The organism is Myroides sp. DW712 (assembly GCF_046557355.1).
Taxonomy (GTDB): domain Bacteria; phylum Bacteroidota; class Bacteroidia; order Flavobacteriales; family Flavobacteriaceae; genus Flavobacterium.
Genome location: NZ_JBKFDO010000007.1, coordinates 140,952 through 159,569 on the forward strand (window position 1 = coordinate 140,952; position 18,618 = coordinate 159,569).

An 18,618-nucleotide genomic window follows, 5' to 3' on the forward strand; every position below is an offset into this window, starting at 1 on the left:
TCTATAGACCTGCAAATCAACCAGTTAATAAAAAGAAAAGACCAAGCATGTTTCATTTTCTACACGTACGAAAAAAAACATTAAAACATGATATAAATCATATAATTCTTTCTTCTACGCAAGGAGTAAGCTTTACTTGAAAGAAGATTTACGAGTTGCGAAGTTTATTTTTTTATTTCCTATCTCCCTTCTCCTACCTCCCCTTTCTTTTTTATACATATAAAAAAGGGGGCAGATTGCCATCCATACCCTACCTAAGGCACAATCAAAATACAAGGGGGCTTTTTAAAAAACAACAGGAAAAAGAGGCATTCACCTCCTATGTAGTCGAAAAATGACCTTCATACGTGCTTTTTAAAAGATTTATTTTTGTTTTTCGACACAATACTCATTTAGCAGATAGATATCGTATTAAAAGTATTCATTTTGTGTTTTTGTTTTTTTTGGTGAGGGTTTGGTGAGATTGGTGAGGTTTGTTTTATTGCTTCAATAACAACCAGCAAAAACCGAAAGTAAAAAAACACTGCCTGCAAGATAAACATCAGTCTTGTCCTGAGACAACGAAGGGTCGCATCCTATTTGTATCATACCATTCATCTCATTCTAGAAAAAAAAGAACCGATGCGATTCCTCCTTTGTCGGAATGACATACGATATGAGAACAGTTCGGTACAAAAAAACCTTTAGGTGAGATTCGCACGGTTCGCACGGTTTGTTTTATTTTTTTTATAAGATAAACATTCTTTATATAGGACTGTCACAACAAAAAAGCAACCAACAAAAAAGCAACCAACAAAAAAGCAACCAACAAAAAAGCAACCAACAAAAAAGCAACCAACAAAAAAGCAACCAACAAAAAAGCAACCAACAAAAAAGCAACCAACAAAAAAGCAACCAACAAAAAAGCAACCAACAAAAAAGCAACCAACAAAAAAGCAACCAACAAAAAAGCAACCAACAAAGAGCAACCAACAAAAAAAGGATATCCTCGTAAGAATATCCTCTTTGTATGACAAGCGAAGCAATCGCTTATTTCTCTATCGTTTGGTAAACCTTCAGTGCTTCTTTCAACACTTCAGCAGAGCGAATTAAATCTGCTTTTTTCAAGACATACGCCATACGGGCTTCGTTTAATCCCACTCCTGGAGTCGAATAGAATCCTGCAGCTGGCGCGATCATCACCGTATCTCCGTTTAAGTCAAATTCTTCTAACAACCATTTAGCGAACGCATCGGCATCTTTTACTGGGAATTTAGCCACACAGTAAAATGATCCATTGGGAACGGTTACAAACACACCGTCAATTTCTTGTAGCGCTTTAATGAACACATCACGGCGTTCTCTATATTCTGTAATAACCTCGTCAAAATACGATTGAGGCGTATCCAAAGCAGCTTCAGCAGCGATTTGCTCAAAGGTTGGAGGAGACAAACGCGCTTGGGCAAATTTCATTGCCGCATCCATCACTTCTTTGTTTTTAGATACAATACAACCAATACGCGCGCCACACATGCTGTAGCGTTTCGAAACTGAATCAATCATGATCGCATGATTCGCCAATTCAGGCATGCTCATTACGGATATGTGTTTGAATCCGTCATATGCAAATTCACGGTATACTTCATCGGCAATCAAGAACAAATCGTGTTTCACCACCAAAGCAGCTAATTGCTTCATTTCTTCTTCTGAATACAAATATCCTGTTGGGTTTCCTGGATTACAGATTAAAATTGCTTTTGTTTTTGGCGTGATTAACTTTTCAAACTCTGCGATAGCTGGTAAAGCAAATCCGGTATCAATCGTTGACATCACCGGCACAATGTTCACTCCATTGGAAATAGAGAATCCATTGTAGTTCGCATAGAACGGTTCTGGAATGATGATTTCATCTCCAGGATCCATGGTGCTCCCTAACGCAAATAGCAACGCTTCTGATCCACCTGTTGTAATGATGATATCTTGGGCATTTACATCAATTTGATGCGCTTGGTAATACTGGGCTAATTTAATTCGATAACTTTCAAAACCGGCAGAGTGGCTATACTCTAATACTTTGATATCGGCATCTTTTACCGCTTGTAAAGCATCTACTGGTGTTTTAATATCCGGTTGACCAATGTTTAAGTGATAAACATGACGTCCTTTTTGTTTTGCTTTTTCAGCAAAAGGAACCAATTTTCTAATCGGAGACTCCGGCATGTGAATGCCTTTTTGAGAGATTTTTGGCATGGTTAATTTTTTATTAATTCACTAAATAGCGACCAAACCTTGTTGATTATTTAATCATCGATCAAATGAGGTAAAGATCTGTGCAAATTTAATTTTTTTTACGCATAAAAAAAGTTATTTTCATTCCTAAATAATAAGTTAAATATACAGGTTTGCTGGGCATTTTGGTTATTTTTGTTCCAGTATAAAAACAACGTATCAACAACTCATGGATAAAAAAATTATTTCTTTTTTTTCCTCAACCCGACTAATGGCTGTTCTTTTCATTGTATTTGCAGTAGCCCTTGCCCTGGGAACTTTCATTGAGGATCGCTACAATACGACAACCGCTCGGATTCTTATCTACAATACCAAATGGTTTGAGTTAATTATGTTCATTTTCCTGATTAACTTTATCGGAAATATCAAGCGCTACCGTTTACTTACCAAAGAAAAATGGTCTACCTTTATGCTTCACGCCGCCTTTATCTTAATTATGATTGGTGCTTTCATCACACGCTATATCAGCTTTGAAGGAATGATGCCGATTCGTGAAGGGGAAACAGCGGATAGTATTTTTTCAGACAAAACCTTCTTAACGGTTATGGCTGATGGGGAATATGAAGGAGAAACACGAAGACGTACCTTCGAAATGGATCAATACTTCTCACAAGTGACCGACAACCACTTCAAAATGAAAAAAGACTTCAACGGAATTCCATTTGAAGTAGAATACAAAGACTTTATCATGGCTGCGGAAGAGGTTATCGAAGCAGACCCCAACGGAACAAACTTCTTAAAGTTAGTAGAGTCTGGGGATGGTGAACGTCACGAACACTATTTAGAAGAAGGAAAAGCTGCGAGTATTCACGGTATTTTATTCGGCTATAACGCCCCTACAGAAGGTGCAATTAATATTTCTTCAGAAAATGGTGAATTCTTTATTGATTCTCCATTTGAAGGAAATTATATGGTCATGGCAGATCAGTCGACAGGACAGGTGACAGCTAACGAAAAAGCGCCGTTAAACTTCCGTTCCTTATATACCATGGCAGGTACGCAATTTGTACTGCCTGAATTGCCAATGAAAGGAAAAACGACCGTAGTTTCTAATGGTAATTTCAAAGACCTAATGACAGCAGATGCCTTAGTGGTAACCGTACGTTCTCAAGGTTTAGAGAAAGATGTTGTACTGAAAGGAAAAGCAGGTCGAATGGGTGAACCTCAAGCCATTGAACTAGGGGATTTAGAATTCACCTTACTCTATGGTAGTAAAGTGTACACGACACCCTTCCAAATTCGCTTAAATAAATTTATCGCGGATAAATACCCAGGAACTGAAAAAAGCTACTCTGCTTTTGAAAGTCAAGTAACCGTATTAGATGGAGCTAATTCTTTTGACGCTCGTATTTATATGAACAATATTTTAGATTATCAAGGATACCGCTTCTTCCAAGCGCAATTTGACCCAGATGAAAAAGGAACAATCTTATCGGTAAACCACGATTTCTGGGGAACTTGGATTACGTATATCGGCTATTTCTTTTTATACGTAGGTTTAGTGTGGATCTTATTTGATAAGAATTCGCGTTTTGCTGACTTAAAACGCAAATTAAACAAAGTAAGAGAGAAGAAAGCAACTATGTTAACACTTCTTCTTCTTTTATTCACGGTTGGCGCTTCTGCTCAACACATGCACGCACCAGCAAAACCTGATCCTGCAGTGATTGACTCAATCATTCACGCCAATACGGTAAGCAAAGAGCACGCTGCGAAATTTGGATCGTTGGTGATTCAAGATTACGGTGGACGTATGAAACCCATCAATACCTTCTCTTCTGAACTATTGAGAAAGGTGTATAAAAAAGAAAATTACCAAGGCTTAACGCCCGATCAAGTATTCTTATCGATTACGCAATATACGGTTGCCCAACAAATGGAAGGGGCACCTAACTTCTGGTACTTCGCTCCTATCATTGAATTACAACGAGGAAACGATAAAATCACCGAAGTATTAGGTCTACCTAAGGGGACCAAATACGCGTCATTCGTTGACTTTTTTGACGAAAAAGGAAACTACAAAATTGTAAAATACGTAGACGAAGCAAACCATGCGAGCGTAAAAAATAAATTCCAAACGGATTTCTTGGATTTAGATGGTAAAGTAGCCTTGTTAAATGCTGCTTTTACAGGACGTATGCTAGCCATCTTCCCTATTCCTAATCACGAGAACAATAAATGGATTTCGCCTTTAGAACTCAATGAATCAGGCATGACGGGGATGGATTCTACGTTTACGAAGAATATCCTATCGCGCATGTATGTTCCTGCTCTATTTGATGCTAAACGTTCGAATGATTATACCAAAGCAGAAGAATACCTCGAACACATCAATACATTCCAGCATTCGTATGGTAAAAATATCATGCCTTCGGATAGCAAAATTAAATTTGAAATTTTATACAACCAATACGATATTTTCAAAACGTTGTATAGATACTACATGCTAGTTGCGCTATTCTCGTTCATCTTTATCATCTGGACGATTTTAAAACCGAATAAAGTTGCAAGTAAAGCGATTAAAGTTGGCCATTGGTTAACCCTGTTCTTATTTGTACTTCATACCCTAGGTTTGGCTGTACGTTGGTATGTATCGGGTCACGCCCCTTGGAGTGATGCCTATGAATCAGTAATTTACGTAGCTTGGGCCACTACCCTATTTGGGTTGTATTTCGGTAAAAAATCAGAATTAACGATTGCTTCAACGGCTTTTGTTACGGGAATGATTTTATGGGCGGCCCATCTAAACTATATGGACCCTGCCATTTCGAACTTACAACCGGTTTTAGATTCGTACTGGTTAATTATTCACGTAGCGATTATCGTGGCGAGTTATGGTCCGTTTACACTGGGAATGATTCTAGGCGTTGTTGCATTAATCTTGATGATTTTGACCAACAGCAAGAACAAAAAGAAAATGGACCTCAACATCAAAGAATTAACCTACATCAACGAAATGGCACTTACGGTAGGTCTAGTCCTGCTGACCATTGGTAACTTCTTAGGAGGACAATGGGCGAACGAAAGTTGGGGACGCTACTGGGGATGGGATCCAAAAGAAACTTGGGCATTAATCAGTATCATGGTATATGCTTTTGTTATCCACGCACGCTTAGTTCCAACAATGCGCGGTACCTGGTTATACAACGTATTTAGCATCCTCGCTTTCTACGCGATTATGATGACGTATTTCGGAGTAAACTTCTACTTAAGTGGATTACACTCCTATGCATCAGGAGATAAGGTAATTACGCCTACTATCATTTGGTGGTCTATTGGATTTGTTTCCCTACTGAGTATTTTATCGTTTATTCAGTATAAAAAACACTTAAGCGCTAAAGCAAAAGCGAAACCAGCGATTAAAAAATAAGCATCGCCATAGTTCAATATAAAAAAAAGCTATTCCCCAAAAAGGAATAGCTTTTTTTATTAACTAATCTTAAACCCAGCTAGCCTTCATCCTATCGAAACCATCCAGATAAAAAACAAAAATAAACACACATAATACTGAAATTTAGGTTAATTTCATCACTTAATTACAATTATTTAGAAACTAGATATCAAAAAACAAATTTTGGAATAAAAATTGTAAGATATCGTTTACATATGCTTTTTATGCGCAGCAAAAGAAGGACTAGCACAGTGTTCTAATCGAATTCTAATCTAGTTTTAATATCTTATTAATGCGACTCCAAAGCCCCTATAATATGGGAAATGTAATTTTGAACCTTAAATGATGAGCAATATGTTTACACGTGTATTCACCCTATCATTTTTAGTTTTTTCTGTTTGTATCTCCCAAGCACAGGATAAGAAGAAGGAGCTAAAATTGAGCAAGCAAGAAGTAGAAGGGATATTTCTTGAGCAGAATATAGATTTACTTGCCAAGAGACTAGAAATTTCTCAGGCAGAAGCCCAATTGATTCAAGCAAAGTTATGGCCTAACCCTAGCTTTGAAATCTCTGAAGTCAATGTTTGGCGCACAACCGATATAGAGGAACAACCGATTATTTTCGGTAATTGGGGAACTTCCCAACAAATTTCACTCCACTTGGAACAAGAAATTGAAACGGCGGGCAAAAGACGCAAACGCATCGATCTTCAAAAATTAACGGTAGCAGAGCGTCAAACGGATTTTGAAATCGCCTTGCGCGAAACAAAACTAGCTTTGCGCAATACCTTAACCTCGATTCAGGTTTTACAGCAACAGCAAGCTATTTATCAAAAACAAATCGACAATACCACGCACCTAATTGCAGGGTACAAAAATCAATTGAGTCAAGGAAATATTAGTCAAAGTGAATACATCCGTTTAAAAGCGGCTCAATTGCAATTTAAAAAAGAACTGGTGGATGTTTCCAAAGACTTGGAAGAGGCGTTGAAAGAATTGAAGAACTTTATCAATATTGGAACAAATACCTCCATCTATATCACAAGCGAACTGGATGTTCCTACACAAATGGTTAGCGAATTGCAAATTGAGGACTGGATTATTCACGCACAGGAAAATCGTCCTGATATTGTGTTAAACGACAACCTCATCAACCAGGCTAAAAAACAGGTGGAAATTGAAAAAGCAGAACGCACACCTAATATTACTTTAGGAGTTGATTATGACCGTGGCGGAAATATTATGCGCGACTTTGTAGGTTTTGGTTTGTCGTTTGACTTACCCATTTTTGATCGCAACAAAGGCAACATCAAAGAAGCTAAAATTGGCGTCCAATTAGCCGAACTAGAAGCTACAAGCAAGAAAAATGAAATTGCCAATGACATCATAGAAGCCCTGAGAAATTATTTACAAACCAAAGAGTTGTACGATCAAATCGACAAAGATTACGAAAAGCAATTGGATCAGCTACTCGAGGCCTACGTCAAAAACTTTCAAAAGAAAAATGTGAGTATGATTGAGTACTTAGACTTCGTAGAGGCGTATGTCGACAATAAAAACATCCTACTCGAAACAAAAAAGGAACTAAACGAACAAGTAGAAAATTTACAATTCGCTATTGGAAAAGATATTTAATATGAAAAGCATCAAAACACGTTCAAAACATACGATTGGCTATGCTGTTTTAGCTGCCCTAACTTTATCGGCTTGTAATCAACAAGTAGCGGCACCTGAAACGAAAGATCCCTACTGTATTTCAGAAGAAATCAGCAAAGGGTTACACTTTGCTCCCGTAAAAAAACGCCCCATTCAACGAACGATGACCTTGAATGGAACAGTGGGATACAACCAGGATAAAACCATTCCATTCTACAGCTTAGTAGAAGGAATTGTAGTTGGTGCGAAATTCTCACTTGGTGATTTTGTCAAGAAAGGACAACTACTCGCAGAAATTAGGAGTACGGACTTAAATGAATTCAAAACAGAATTGCGTGCAACAGAGGCGGAATTAAAAGTGGCTAAACGCGAGCTAGAATCTGTGACTTCCATGTATGAAGATGGGATTTCTTCTCAAAGAGAATTGCTAGAAGCAGAAGAAGAAGTACAAGTATTGGAAAGTAAATTATATGCTGCGAAGAGCAATTTATCGATGTTTAACGGCCAAAATAAGGAAGGTATTTATCAAATTCTAGCTCCTCAAGATGGATATATTGTTACGAAAAACATAGTGGCTGGCATGACGCTAACGGATACGGATGAGCCTTTATTTACTATTGCTAATTTGAGTGATGTATGGATCATAGCCAATGTCTATGCAACCTCTATGCGCTATGTCAAACAACATGCAGCAGTATCAGTCAGTACATTAGCCTATCCCGATGATAAGTTTGAAGGTAAAATTTCAACTATTTCTCAAGTGTTTGACGCAGAAGAACGCGTACTAAAAGCGCGTATTGTACTAAACAACCACGAAATGAAGTTACGTCCAGGGATGTCTGCTGAAATTCATTTACTGATTGACGACAACCAAGGCGAAGCCTTAGCAGTTCCCAACAACGCCATCATTTTTGACAACAACCAAAACTACGTCGTGGTCTATGTTGACAATTGCCACCAAGAAATTCGTCAAATCACACCATTGGCTAAAAACAACGAATACACTTACGTTGAAGGAGGGGTCAAAGAAGGTGAAACGGTGATTACCACCAATGAGTTATTAATTTACGAGCAGTTAAACAATCACTTGTAAACCAAAAGAGAAGTAAAACATGCAAAAATTTGTTCAAAATATTGTAGCCTTTTCCCTCAAAAACACATTCATCGTTATTTTTGGTGTTTTGTTATTGTTATTTGGCGGAATCTACAGCTATATACACACCCCTATTGAGGCGTTTCCGGATGTAACAAACACCCGTGCGCGTATTATAACCCAATGGCCAGGGCGTAGTGCCGAAGAAATAGAAAAATTCATTACCCTGCCCATCTCGAAAGAGATGAATACCATTCCGAATAAAGCAGAAGTTCGCTCCATTTCCCTCTTTGGTTTATCTGTGGTAACAGTTATCTTCAACGATGAAATTGACGACTTTTATGCCCAGCAATATGCGTCCAACCGCATGGGGAATGTCAATCTACCAGAAGGTGCGGATTTTGAAATCGAACCGCCTTCGGGGGCAACGGGTGAGATTTTTCGCTATATCATCCAAAGTGATTTGCCAATTAAGGAAGTTACGTCCATTCAGGATTGGGTGGTCGAACGAGAATTACTTTCTGTACCTGGAGTTGCCGATGTGGTAAGCTTTGGAGGGGAAGAAAAAATATTTGAAATTCAAATTAATCCTACAGAATTAGTCAACTACGATTTATCTCCTTTAGACGTTTATGAAGCGGTAGAAAAGAGCAATATCAACGTTGGTGGAGATGTGATTCAACGAGGTGATCAAGCTTATGTCGTTCGCGGAGTAGGTTTACTAGACAATGTAGAAGATATTGAAAACATTCTGATTGAAGTCAAAGGCAACACCCCTATCCTAGTAAAACACGTAGCCAAGGTAGAAATCAATGCCAAACCGCGATTAGGACAGGTAGGATACCAAGATGAGGAGGATGTGGTACAGGGTATTGTCGTGATGTTACGCGGAGAAAATCCAAGTGACGTAATCGCAAATCTCAAAACAAAAATTGACGATTTAAACGATCGTATTCTTCCTAAAAATGTAAAAATAGTTCCGATTATTGACCGTACAGATTTAGTGAATACTACAGTGCATACGGTAACAAAGAACTTAATTGAAGGGGTTTTACTTGTTTCCGTTATTGTATTTATCTTTCTATACAATTGGCGTACGACCTTTATCGTAGCGACCGTGATTCCACTCTCGTTTCTATTTGCTATCATTATGCTGAAAATACAAGGGCTACCTGCAAACTTAATCTCCATGGGAGCGCTCGACTTCGGATTGCTCTTAGAGGGAACGCTGGTTATTGTGGAACACGTCTTTGTAGGGTTAGAAAGGAAAGCCCATATGGTCGGTATGAAGCGTTTCAACAGAATGTCTAAACTGGGTACGATTCGAAAAAGTGCAGGTAGCGTAGCAGGGTATATTTTCTTTGCCTTATTGATTCTAATAGTTGCCTTAATGCCTATTTTCTCGTTTGAAAAAGTGGAAGGTAAAATGTTTTCTCCACTGGCATTTACCTTAGGATATGCTTTACTAGGATCACTCATCTTGAGCTTAACCTATGTACCTGCCATGTGTAAACTCCTCCTAACGAAAAACATCCAAGAAAGAGAGAATTTTATTTCTAGATTCTTTAAAAACTCAATCTACAAGATGTTTAACTGGAGTTTCTACCACAAAAAACTAACCTTTGCACTATTTGGCTTAATTTTAGTGGTTTGTGGGGTTCGTTTTCACTACTACGGTTCTGAATTCTTACCGAAACTAAACGAAGGAGCCATTTATATTCGCGCTACTTTACCAAGTAGCATCAACCTAGATGAATCCGTTCGTTTAGCCAAGGAAATGAAGGGTATTTTACGCGATTTTGAGGAGGTAAAATTTGTCTTGACGCAAACGGGCCGTCCCAATGATGGAACGGATCCTACGGGATTCTTCAACATTGAATTTCACACTGAACTTAAACCAGAAAATGAATGGAAACGATCTATTTCAAAAGATGAATTGCTGGAAGAGATGAGAATCGCGCTAGAAAAATATCCAGGAATTAACTTTGGGTTCAGTCAACCGATTCAAGATAACGTAGAGGAATATGTTGCAGGAGTCAAGAGTTCATTAGTCATTAAAATTTTTGGCGACAACCTCTTTGATTTAGAAAAATATGCAACAGAGGTAGCAAAAAGTATTAAAGATGTTCCTGGGATTACGGATTTAAACATATTTAAAAATATTGGTTTGCCCGAATTGCGTATCTCTTTGAGCGATTCAAAAATGGCTAAATATGCCGTGACAACCGCCGATGCACAGGCGGTAATTGCTATGACTATTGGAGGTCAGGCAGCCACAACGTTTTATGAAAACGAACGCATGTTCGATGTGGTACTGCGCTTTGATAAAGATTACCGCGATTCTGCAGAGAAAATCGGCGAAATCCTCATTCCAAGTCTAGATGGTAAACAAGTGGCGCTAAAAGAAATCGCAACCATTGATTATCATACGGGACCTGCATTTATCTATCGCGAAGGAAATAGCCGCTATATCGGTATTGGTTTTAGTATTGAAGGACGCGATTTAGGTAGTACTATCGCTGAAGCAAGAGCAAAAGTAGAGAAAGAAGTACAACTTCCTGCCATCAATAAAATGGAATGGGCGGGTGAATTTGAAAGTAAAGAACGCGCAGCAAAGCAGCTAATTCTTGTAGTACCTGTATCGCTCATTCTCATCTTAATTCTACTTTATTTTAACTTTGGCAATGTAAAAGACACCGCTATCGCCTCGCTAACACTGCCTTTTGCCTTTATCGGTGGATTTATCTCCCTCTGGGTAACAGGTACAACGTTTGGTATTTCAGCTGGTATTGGTTTTATCATTCTCTTTGGGGTATCCACCATTGATGGGATTGTCCTCATTGGGGTAATGAAAGAAAACCTCAGAAAACGAATGTCTTTGGAAGAAGCCATACGCGATGGGGTAAAAAGCCGTATTCGCCCTGTAATTATGATTGCCTTAATGGGGTCAATGGGGCTATTGCCCGCTGCATTATCTAACGGTATGGGTTCTGAAATTCAAAAACCATTAGCCATTATGATTGTAGGGGGATTAATCATCGGAATGATCTTAGCCTTTACTATTTTACCTCAGGTATTTTACTGGGCGTATAAAGATAAACGTGATGCGTAATGCGTGATGAGTCAAACCGCTCGAAGAGCAAATCACAAGCCGTGCAAATCACAAGCCGTGCAAAAAACAAATAGCGAATAACAAATACCAAAAAAGCTTGAGTTAAAACTCAAGCTTTTTTTATAGCATTAATTTTATTATTCAGAAAATTCACGCATCACGCATTACGCATTACGCATCATAACCAATAAACTAATTAGTAAACAATAACTCTCTATATTTCGTTAAGGTCCACAATTCGTTATCCACCATCATTTCTAATTTATCACTATGATAACGGATACTATCAAAGTATGGTTTTACTATATGGCAGTACATTTGTGCTTGTTCTTCTACGTCTTCTATAGCATTAGCAATCTTACGTTGATCGACCATTTCTGCTACTTTTATATTCACTTGGGCAAGGTGGAAAGATATTTTCTTTAAGATACGCAATTGTTCTTCTGCATATTCTTTATAGTTTTCCTCACCAAAGATTTCCTTCAATCCTTTTACGTTTTCAATCACTAAGTTTTGGTACTTAATAGCCGTTGGAATCACGTGATTTTTAGCGATATCTCCTAATACACGTCCTTCAATTTGGATGCGTTTTACGTATTCTTCTAATTCGATTTCATAACGGGCTTCTACCTCTACTTTGGTCATCACTTGCATTTCTTCAAATACAGCAATTGACGCTGGATAAACTTTAGCTTTTAAGGCTTCTGGTGTCGTTTTGTGGTTACTCAATCCACGTCTGGCTGCTTCTTCTTCCCATTCTTTGCTATATCCATCCCCTTCAAACAAGATGCGTTCACTTTGTTTGATGTATTCGCGTAATACGTTGAAAATTGCTTCATCTTTTTTCAATCCGTCTTGTTCTACCAAGCGATCTACTTCTAGCTTAAACTCTTTTAATTGCTTTGCAACAATCGTATTTAAAACGGTCATAGGGCCCGCACAGTTTGCTGTTGAACCTACCGCTCTAAATTCCCATTTATTCCCTGTAAAAGCAAAGGGAGACGTTCTATTTCGATCCGTATTATCTAGCAATACATCTGGAATTTTACCTACTACGTTTAATTTTAAGTCGGTTTTTTCTTCTGGCGATAATTTACCATCCGTTACCACTTTCAACTCTTCCAACACTTTGGTTAATTGCTGACCAATAAATACCGATACGATTGCAGGAGGGGCTTCGTTAGCGCCTAAACGGTGATCGTTACTGGCTGAAGCAATAGCTGAACGCAACAATTCTTCGTTGTCGTTTACCGCCTTAATGGTATTGATAAAGAACGTCAAGAATTGCAAATTGCTTTTTGGTGTTTTACTTGGGCTTAATAAATTTACCCCTGTATCTGTTGCCAAAGACCAGTTGTTGTGTTTTCCTGATCCGTTGACTCCTTTGAATGGTTTTTCGTGGAATAACACTTTGAAGTGGTGTTTTTCTGCTACTTTTTTCATCACATCCATCAACAAAGAGTTGTGATCCACTGCTAAGTTAATCTCTTCAAAGATAGGCGCTAGCTCAAACTGATTGGGCGCTACCTCATTGTGTCTCGTTTTTACTGGAATTCCCAATAAGATACAGTGATTTTCTAAGTCGTGCATATAGTTTAATACACGCGTTGGAATTGATCCAAAATAGTGGTCATCCAATTGTTGTCCTTTAGCGGCAGTATGCCCTAACAAGGTTCTACCTGTCGTTAAGATATCGGGTCTTGACGCGGCTAAAGCGGCATCAACAAGGAAATACTCTTGTTCCCAACCTAATGTTGGGGTTACTTTTTTTACGTTTTTATCAAAATAACGCGCCACTTCTGTTGCGGCATCATCAATTGCGTTAATCGCTTTTAAAAGTGGCGTTTTATTATCTAAAGCTTCTCCAGTGTACGAGATGAATACCGTTGGAATACACAAGGTTGATCCAAAGATAAAGGCGGGTGAAGTAGGATCCCAAGCGGTATATCCTCTAGCTTCAAAGGTGTTGCGGATACCTCCATTTGGAAAGCTCGACGCATCTGGCTCTTGTTGTACCAATTGTCCTCCATTGAATTGCTCTACTGGATCTCCATCAAATTGCGTTTCGAAAAAGGCATCGTGTTTTTCAGCTGTTGTTCCTGTTAAGGGTTGGAACCAGTGGGTATAATGTGTTACACCTTTAGAAAGGGCCCATTCTTTCATCCCTAAGGCAATGTAATCCGCTAATCGACGGTCAATCTTAATGCCCAGCTGTGCATTTTTTACCGCCTGATAGGCTTCAGGTGTCAAAAATTGGCGCATCGACTTGTCATTAAAGACATGATCTCCAAAAATTAATGATTTTCTACCCAGTTCTTCTACCTTCACAGCACTTCTTGAGGCTGCTTTTTCAATTGCTCGAAAACGAAATGTTGACATAATTACACTTTTTATAGGGACACCCCTTGTTTTGAAGTAACAAAAATAAGAAAAAAGACAAAAATTCAACACATACCCCCTGTTTTTTTTGATGTTTTTTTTATTTCATCACTTTATAGGGGGATTTTTTTTCAAGGCTGGGTGAGGTTGGGTGAGGTTGGGTGGGGTTAGGTGAGGATTAGGTGAGGATTGGGTGAGATTGGGTGAGATTGGGTGAGATTGGGTGAGATTTTTTTTGGGTGTTCGATGAACCTACACTGCGTTTCGGTTTCCTTTTTCACCTTTCCATAAAAAAAAACGACAGTGGAATTCACTGTCGTTTTTTCTATCTTTAGTACATTTTCTTTACTGGAGACTTGGTTAAATTATACTTCAAAAGTAATTCGTCATAGCTTAACGGTTTTTCATCCGCTGCAGCTTTTACTGCGGCATTCTTTTGAACAGGGTCATTTCCTGCAATATAAACCACTCTAAAAATCATATCCGTAACATATCCTAAATCCTCTTTTGAACCTGGTGTACCATTAAACAAGCCTAAAGGGGCAGTTGCACGAGCTATAATCTTAAAATCATCTAACCCATAATTATAGATATATTCTAATTCTTCATCTTTTTGTGTTGCTGTATTCTCAACAAAGTAACGCATTGGTAAAGGAGACCAAATAGGATTTCCATTCTTTTCTATTTCTTCCAAAACATAAATCATCACAGCATCACCTAAATATACTTTTGTTGGATGTTTTACGACTTGATCTGCCATATTTGAATCTAAGTTTTGATTAAAACTCAAATGGTATTCAAATATCTTAGCATATTCAGCTCCACCACCTGCAGGTCCTTCTGGTCCTTCTGGTCCAGGCATTCCTTGAGATCCACGAGGTCCTTCACAACTAAATGTGAATAAACTTCCAACTACTACTGCACATAATAACATTATTTTTTTCATAAGCTTTTCTTTTTTATCCTTTCAAATGTATTGTTTTATTTTAAGGATAGAATCCTTCCTTAAGAGATTTTTAGCACTTTACCCCTTTAGTAATCGAATAAAATACTTTTTTGTTCCTCTAAAACTAAGATACTTTTAGTAAAGAAAAAAACAAATACGCAAAAAACACGTTGAATGCTTTACTCTTGTTGTAGCTCTATTCTTGTTTTCCTAAAAAAAACACTTAGGGCTCATCGTTTAATCGATCACAACACTTCCTATCCAACTTGTTAAATATTTCTACATGATAGATTTGTAGTTAAAAACAGTAAATCTGATGAATATGATAGAATGTTTAAAAACCTTGTACACCATAAAAAAACAAGTATCCCCCAGTTATACCAGAGTATAAAACCAACTGACCGCTTTTTTCTGTATTTTTATGGTTTCATTATTTAAAAACTGAACGAGATGATCTGGAAAAAAACGGTTTTTATTTGTTTCGCTTTATTAAGCTTCACTGCGTTTGCCCAACATTTAAAACCAACAGTAGAAAGAAAAGAAATCAGAAATAGCTTACACTTAGCCCAGGATATTCAGAAACCGTATGCTAGTGACTCCCTCTACCTGTTGACACAATACAAAAACGTATATCGTTCACCTGAAATGGGTTTAACAAATCAATGGGGGCTCTATTTCAACGAGGAAAACCAGATTGCAGAACTCGTTATTCGAGGGTCTGTAAACCGTGGAATTAGCTGGTTAGCCAACTATTATGCAGCTATGGTACCCGCGAATGGAACCTTGTACCTCACGCCAGATCAACCAGTAACCTATCAATTTTCTGCAGATGACAAAGCGAGTGTTCATGCTGGATGGGCCATTGCTTCAGTCTATTTACTTCAGGATATTAAGCCTAAAATTGATAGCCTATATCAAGCCAACCACAAGGAAATTATTATTTCTGGACACAGCCAAGGGGGTGTGATTGCGTATTTGATTACGGCTCAACTCAACCAATGGCAAAAGGACAAGGTTCTCCCTTCAGACATCCGTTTTAAAACGTACACCTTAGCTGCTCCAAAACCAGGAAATCTATACTTTGCGTATCAGTATGAAAAAGAGATGAATCAATGGAGCTATTCGGTGGTTAATACTCAGGATTGGGTGCCTGAAGTACCCCCTACCACCCAGCGCTTTCAGGACTTTACACCCGTTAGTCCTTTCAGTCAAGAAAACATCAACAAGGGAATTAAGAAAATTAGCTGGCCCAAACGCTGGTTTGCCCGTGCGATCTACAATCGTGTCAATACCCCTACGAAAAAAAGTGTTAAACGCTATGCTAAGTTACTTGGTCCTTTTTTATTCAAGCAAATCCAAAAAACATTACCTGATTTACAAGAACCAAAATACCGTCAAGAAAGCAATTACAATCGCTGTGGAAACCCTATTGTGCTAGATGGTATGCAAAATGAAGCCTATCAAAAACAATTCAATAATCCCGATAATACCATGTCTCATCATTTGCCCGATGCGTATTTGTATTTGTTGAATGGGGAATAGTATATGGTGAATTTTGTGGTTTGGCATTTGCTTTTTGGCGTTTTACTTTTGTAAAGAGATGATGTTCACCAAAACTACTCCTACTATAAAAAACAACCTTGCGGGAAACCACAAGGTTGTTTTTTTATTAGTATTTTCAACCGTTAACTGTCAACCAACATTATATCGAATAACAGCGTTCGTTCTTAAACGTCTTGGATTGCTAAAAAACTGCGTCAAGCTATAAGGAGATCGTACTTCTTCACAAGTTTGCTGAATTTCTTCCATGGAATTTGAAGAAAACAAAAGCAATTCGAGTGATTTTAAAAAGCGTTCCTTTCGCTGGTAATTCGCTAGTGTATCGCCGTAAAAATACAGCATATTACTTTGAAACTCTTCCAATGAAAGCTTGTGTTCTTGTAAGAGAGAAAGTAGTTTTATATCATCCGCAGGTTCTGTTTCTAAAAGTTTATGGTAAATAGTTTGATGTTTGTTTTTGTCTTTCAAGTAAAAGTTAAAATCTAGTAGTAAATCTTCCAGATGTGTTTCAATTTTTAAGTAGAAAAGGTGGATGGTATACTCTTGATTTGTTGAAATGTGAATCGTTCCTACTAAAGCACACATTTGTTTCGTCCGATCTAAACAGTTGAAATGAATACTGCTATAAGTATTCACGGGTTGTTGTCTAAATTTATCTTGAATTTCTTGACGAACTGCAAGGAGTATTTTTTCTCGTTTGTCTTGTTGAATCTTAGCGAAATCCATTTCTCGTATTAATTCCAAAGAATCGTTCAGTGTAAGAGAGAAAGGCGTGTTATACCTAATCTTATCTTCGCTTTTTTGAAGTTGCGCATAATTGATATGCAACAGGGCTTCAAATAAAGTAGAGGTCATTGCTTTAAAATTATTAAAGTGATAATGTTGAAAAGCAAGGGAATTTAGATTCCCACAGGGGGCAATTTTAGAAAAATGCCGCACAAAGTGTTGTAATGTACTTTGTACTTCTTCAAATAATTCAAGTTTCATAAGGTTAGCTCGTGTTGTTTGTTTGGTAAAATCGCATTTCTAGAATAAATACAATTTCAATGCTATTTTAATCAGAATTTCTCAACATTCCAAATAAAAAAATGACAATACCACGATTCAACCTTGTTAAATTACTGAATAAAATATTTATTTTTATATACAAAAAGAGAGTGATATTGTTTTTTTAGCGTTAACTTTTAATTATCATTACGTAAACTGTATGTATTTTAAATTAAATTTTTTTCTACATCATTCGATTTTTTATGATATTTTTTAGAGAAAAAGACAACTTTTGTGCAAAGCATGCTTGAATTTTCGTTTTTTTATTTTCTTAATAAAATCATCGTTAGTAAAAGTAATACTCTTACTAAAGGAAAAAAAGATACAAATCTCACCTAATCCTCCCGACCTCTCACCCAAGAAGGCTTTTGTTCTTTGTTTTTTTCGGGTGTTTTGAATGATTCGCCTACAAAAAATTACGGTTATACCTATAGGGTCTGTTTTTAGGTGCAAAGTAAATATTCTGGTAAACTGTTTACTGTTAGCGGTTAACTGTACATTTTTTTTCCTATCTTTGTTTCTCAAGTACATCATTTCTTTTCCCAATATTTATATTAATGAAGAAATTTTTATCCATTTTATTACTCTCGTTATCCGTTTTGGTTACTGCAAATCCAATCATTAGTTGGAACTGTACGGACATGCGTACGGCTATGGCGGGGTGTATGGAAATGGAAGAGGATGTAATGCCTTGTTGTGCTACGGATGGCATGGATAGCCATACCAATATGGCGGATATGATTTGCTGTTCTCCAATGGCGCGTATTCACACCGCTCAGGCAGACTTGCAACTGGAGCAAACAGAAGCTACGCCTAAAGCCAAAGAAAAAAGAGCAGTTATTCAATCCAAGTGGTTTAATTCAAACTACTTGACTGATTTAAAATCCGTTGATGCAACAGCCGCTTATCTTATTCCATCCGCTGGTGATGGGTTTAAATTTACAGCCGTCGACCGGCTATCCTACATTTGTATTTATCGTATATGATACCGCTATTTCTTTGTTCGCTTTTTTCTATGGAAATTTCTTTCCTGTGCTAACGAAGAGAATTCCCTGTTTTTTTGAGATATCACTACTGCTTTGTTTACGATTAAACTAGAGCTATAACTAATTCCTATAAATTAGTTATATAAACTCTTTTTATCTTAAACGAAGAAGCGGGGTCAA

At 37.6% G+C, this 18,618-nt stretch carries 10 protein-coding genes; 6 read left to right on the top strand and 4 right to left on the bottom strand.

Annotated elements, in window-relative coordinates; translation table 11 throughout:
* Positions 1-1,029: 1,029 nt before the first annotated feature.
* Complete coding sequence (locus ACLJX0_RS07665; RefSeq protein WP_410879598.1) at positions 1,030-2,229, bottom strand: pyridoxal phosphate-dependent aminotransferase; 1,200 nt, start codon at positions 2,227-2,229, stop codon at positions 1,030-1,032.
* 208 nt (positions 2,230-2,437) lie between these two features.
* On the opposite strand from ACLJX0_RS07665, the gene ccsA reads away from it, so the two are divergent.
* From ccsA to ACLJX0_RS07685, 4 genes are all read left to right on the top strand, one after another.
* A complete protein-coding gene (gene ccsA / locus ACLJX0_RS07670; RefSeq protein ID WP_410879599.1) occupies positions 2,438-5,638 on the top strand; it encodes a cytochrome c biogenesis protein CcsA in 3,201 nt (1,066 codons plus the stop codon).
* Between the two features lie 375 nt (positions 5,639-6,013).
* Positions 6,014-7,294 carry a TolC family protein gene (locus tag ACLJX0_RS07675; RefSeq protein ID WP_410879600.1) on the top strand — a complete coding sequence of 427 codons (1,281 nt, stop codon included), beginning with the start codon at positions 6,014-6,016 and terminating at the stop codon, positions 7,292-7,294.
* 1 nt (position 7,295) lies between these two features.
* Positions 7,296-8,408, top strand: coding sequence for an efflux RND transporter periplasmic adaptor subunit (locus tag ACLJX0_RS07680; RefSeq protein WP_410879601.1), 1,113 nt, complete (start codon positions 7,296-7,298; stop codon positions 8,406-8,408).
* Positions 8,409-8,427: 19 nt separating this feature from the next.
* Complete coding sequence (locus ACLJX0_RS07685; protein ID WP_410879602.1) at positions 8,428-11,520, top strand: efflux RND transporter permease subunit; 3,093 nt, start codon at positions 8,428-8,430, stop codon at positions 11,518-11,520.
* A gap of 192 nt (positions 11,521-11,712) precedes the next feature.
* On the opposite strand, the gene ACLJX0_RS07690 is transcribed toward ACLJX0_RS07685, so the two are convergent.
* Positions 11,713-13,899: a glutamine synthetase III gene (locus ACLJX0_RS07690; protein ID WP_410879603.1), complete on the bottom strand. Its 2,187-nt coding sequence runs from the start codon at positions 13,897-13,899 to the stop codon at positions 11,713-11,715.
* 331 nt (positions 13,900-14,230) lie between these two features.
* Positions 14,231-14,845 (bottom strand): hypothetical protein, encoded by a 615-nt coding sequence (locus ACLJX0_RS07695; RefSeq protein ID WP_410879604.1) that lies wholly within the window; start codon positions 14,843-14,845, stop codon positions 14,231-14,233.
* 450 nt (positions 14,846-15,295) lie between these two features.
* On the opposite strand from ACLJX0_RS07695, the gene ACLJX0_RS07700 reads away from it, so the two are divergent.
* Positions 15,296-16,387 carry a lipase family protein gene (locus tag ACLJX0_RS07700; protein ID WP_410879605.1) on the top strand — a complete coding sequence of 364 codons (1,092 nt, stop codon included), beginning with the start codon at positions 15,296-15,298 and terminating at the stop codon, positions 16,385-16,387.
* 150 nt (positions 16,388-16,537) lie between these two features.
* Here the strand turns inward: ACLJX0_RS07700 and ACLJX0_RS07705 are convergent, their stop codons facing one another.
* Entirely contained in the window at positions 16,538-17,392 is an 855-nt protein-coding gene (locus ACLJX0_RS07705) for a hypothetical protein (RefSeq protein WP_410879606.1), read from the bottom strand.
* 617 nt (positions 17,393-18,009) lie between these two features.
* Here ACLJX0_RS07705 and ACLJX0_RS07710 point away from each other — a divergent pair.
* The gene (locus ACLJX0_RS07710; protein WP_410879607.1) at positions 18,010-18,438 is read left to right on the top strand and encodes a hypothetical protein; all 429 of its coding nucleotides are present in this window, start codon (positions 18,010-18,012) and stop codon (positions 18,436-18,438) included.
* Positions 18,439-18,618 lie beyond the last annotated feature (180 nt).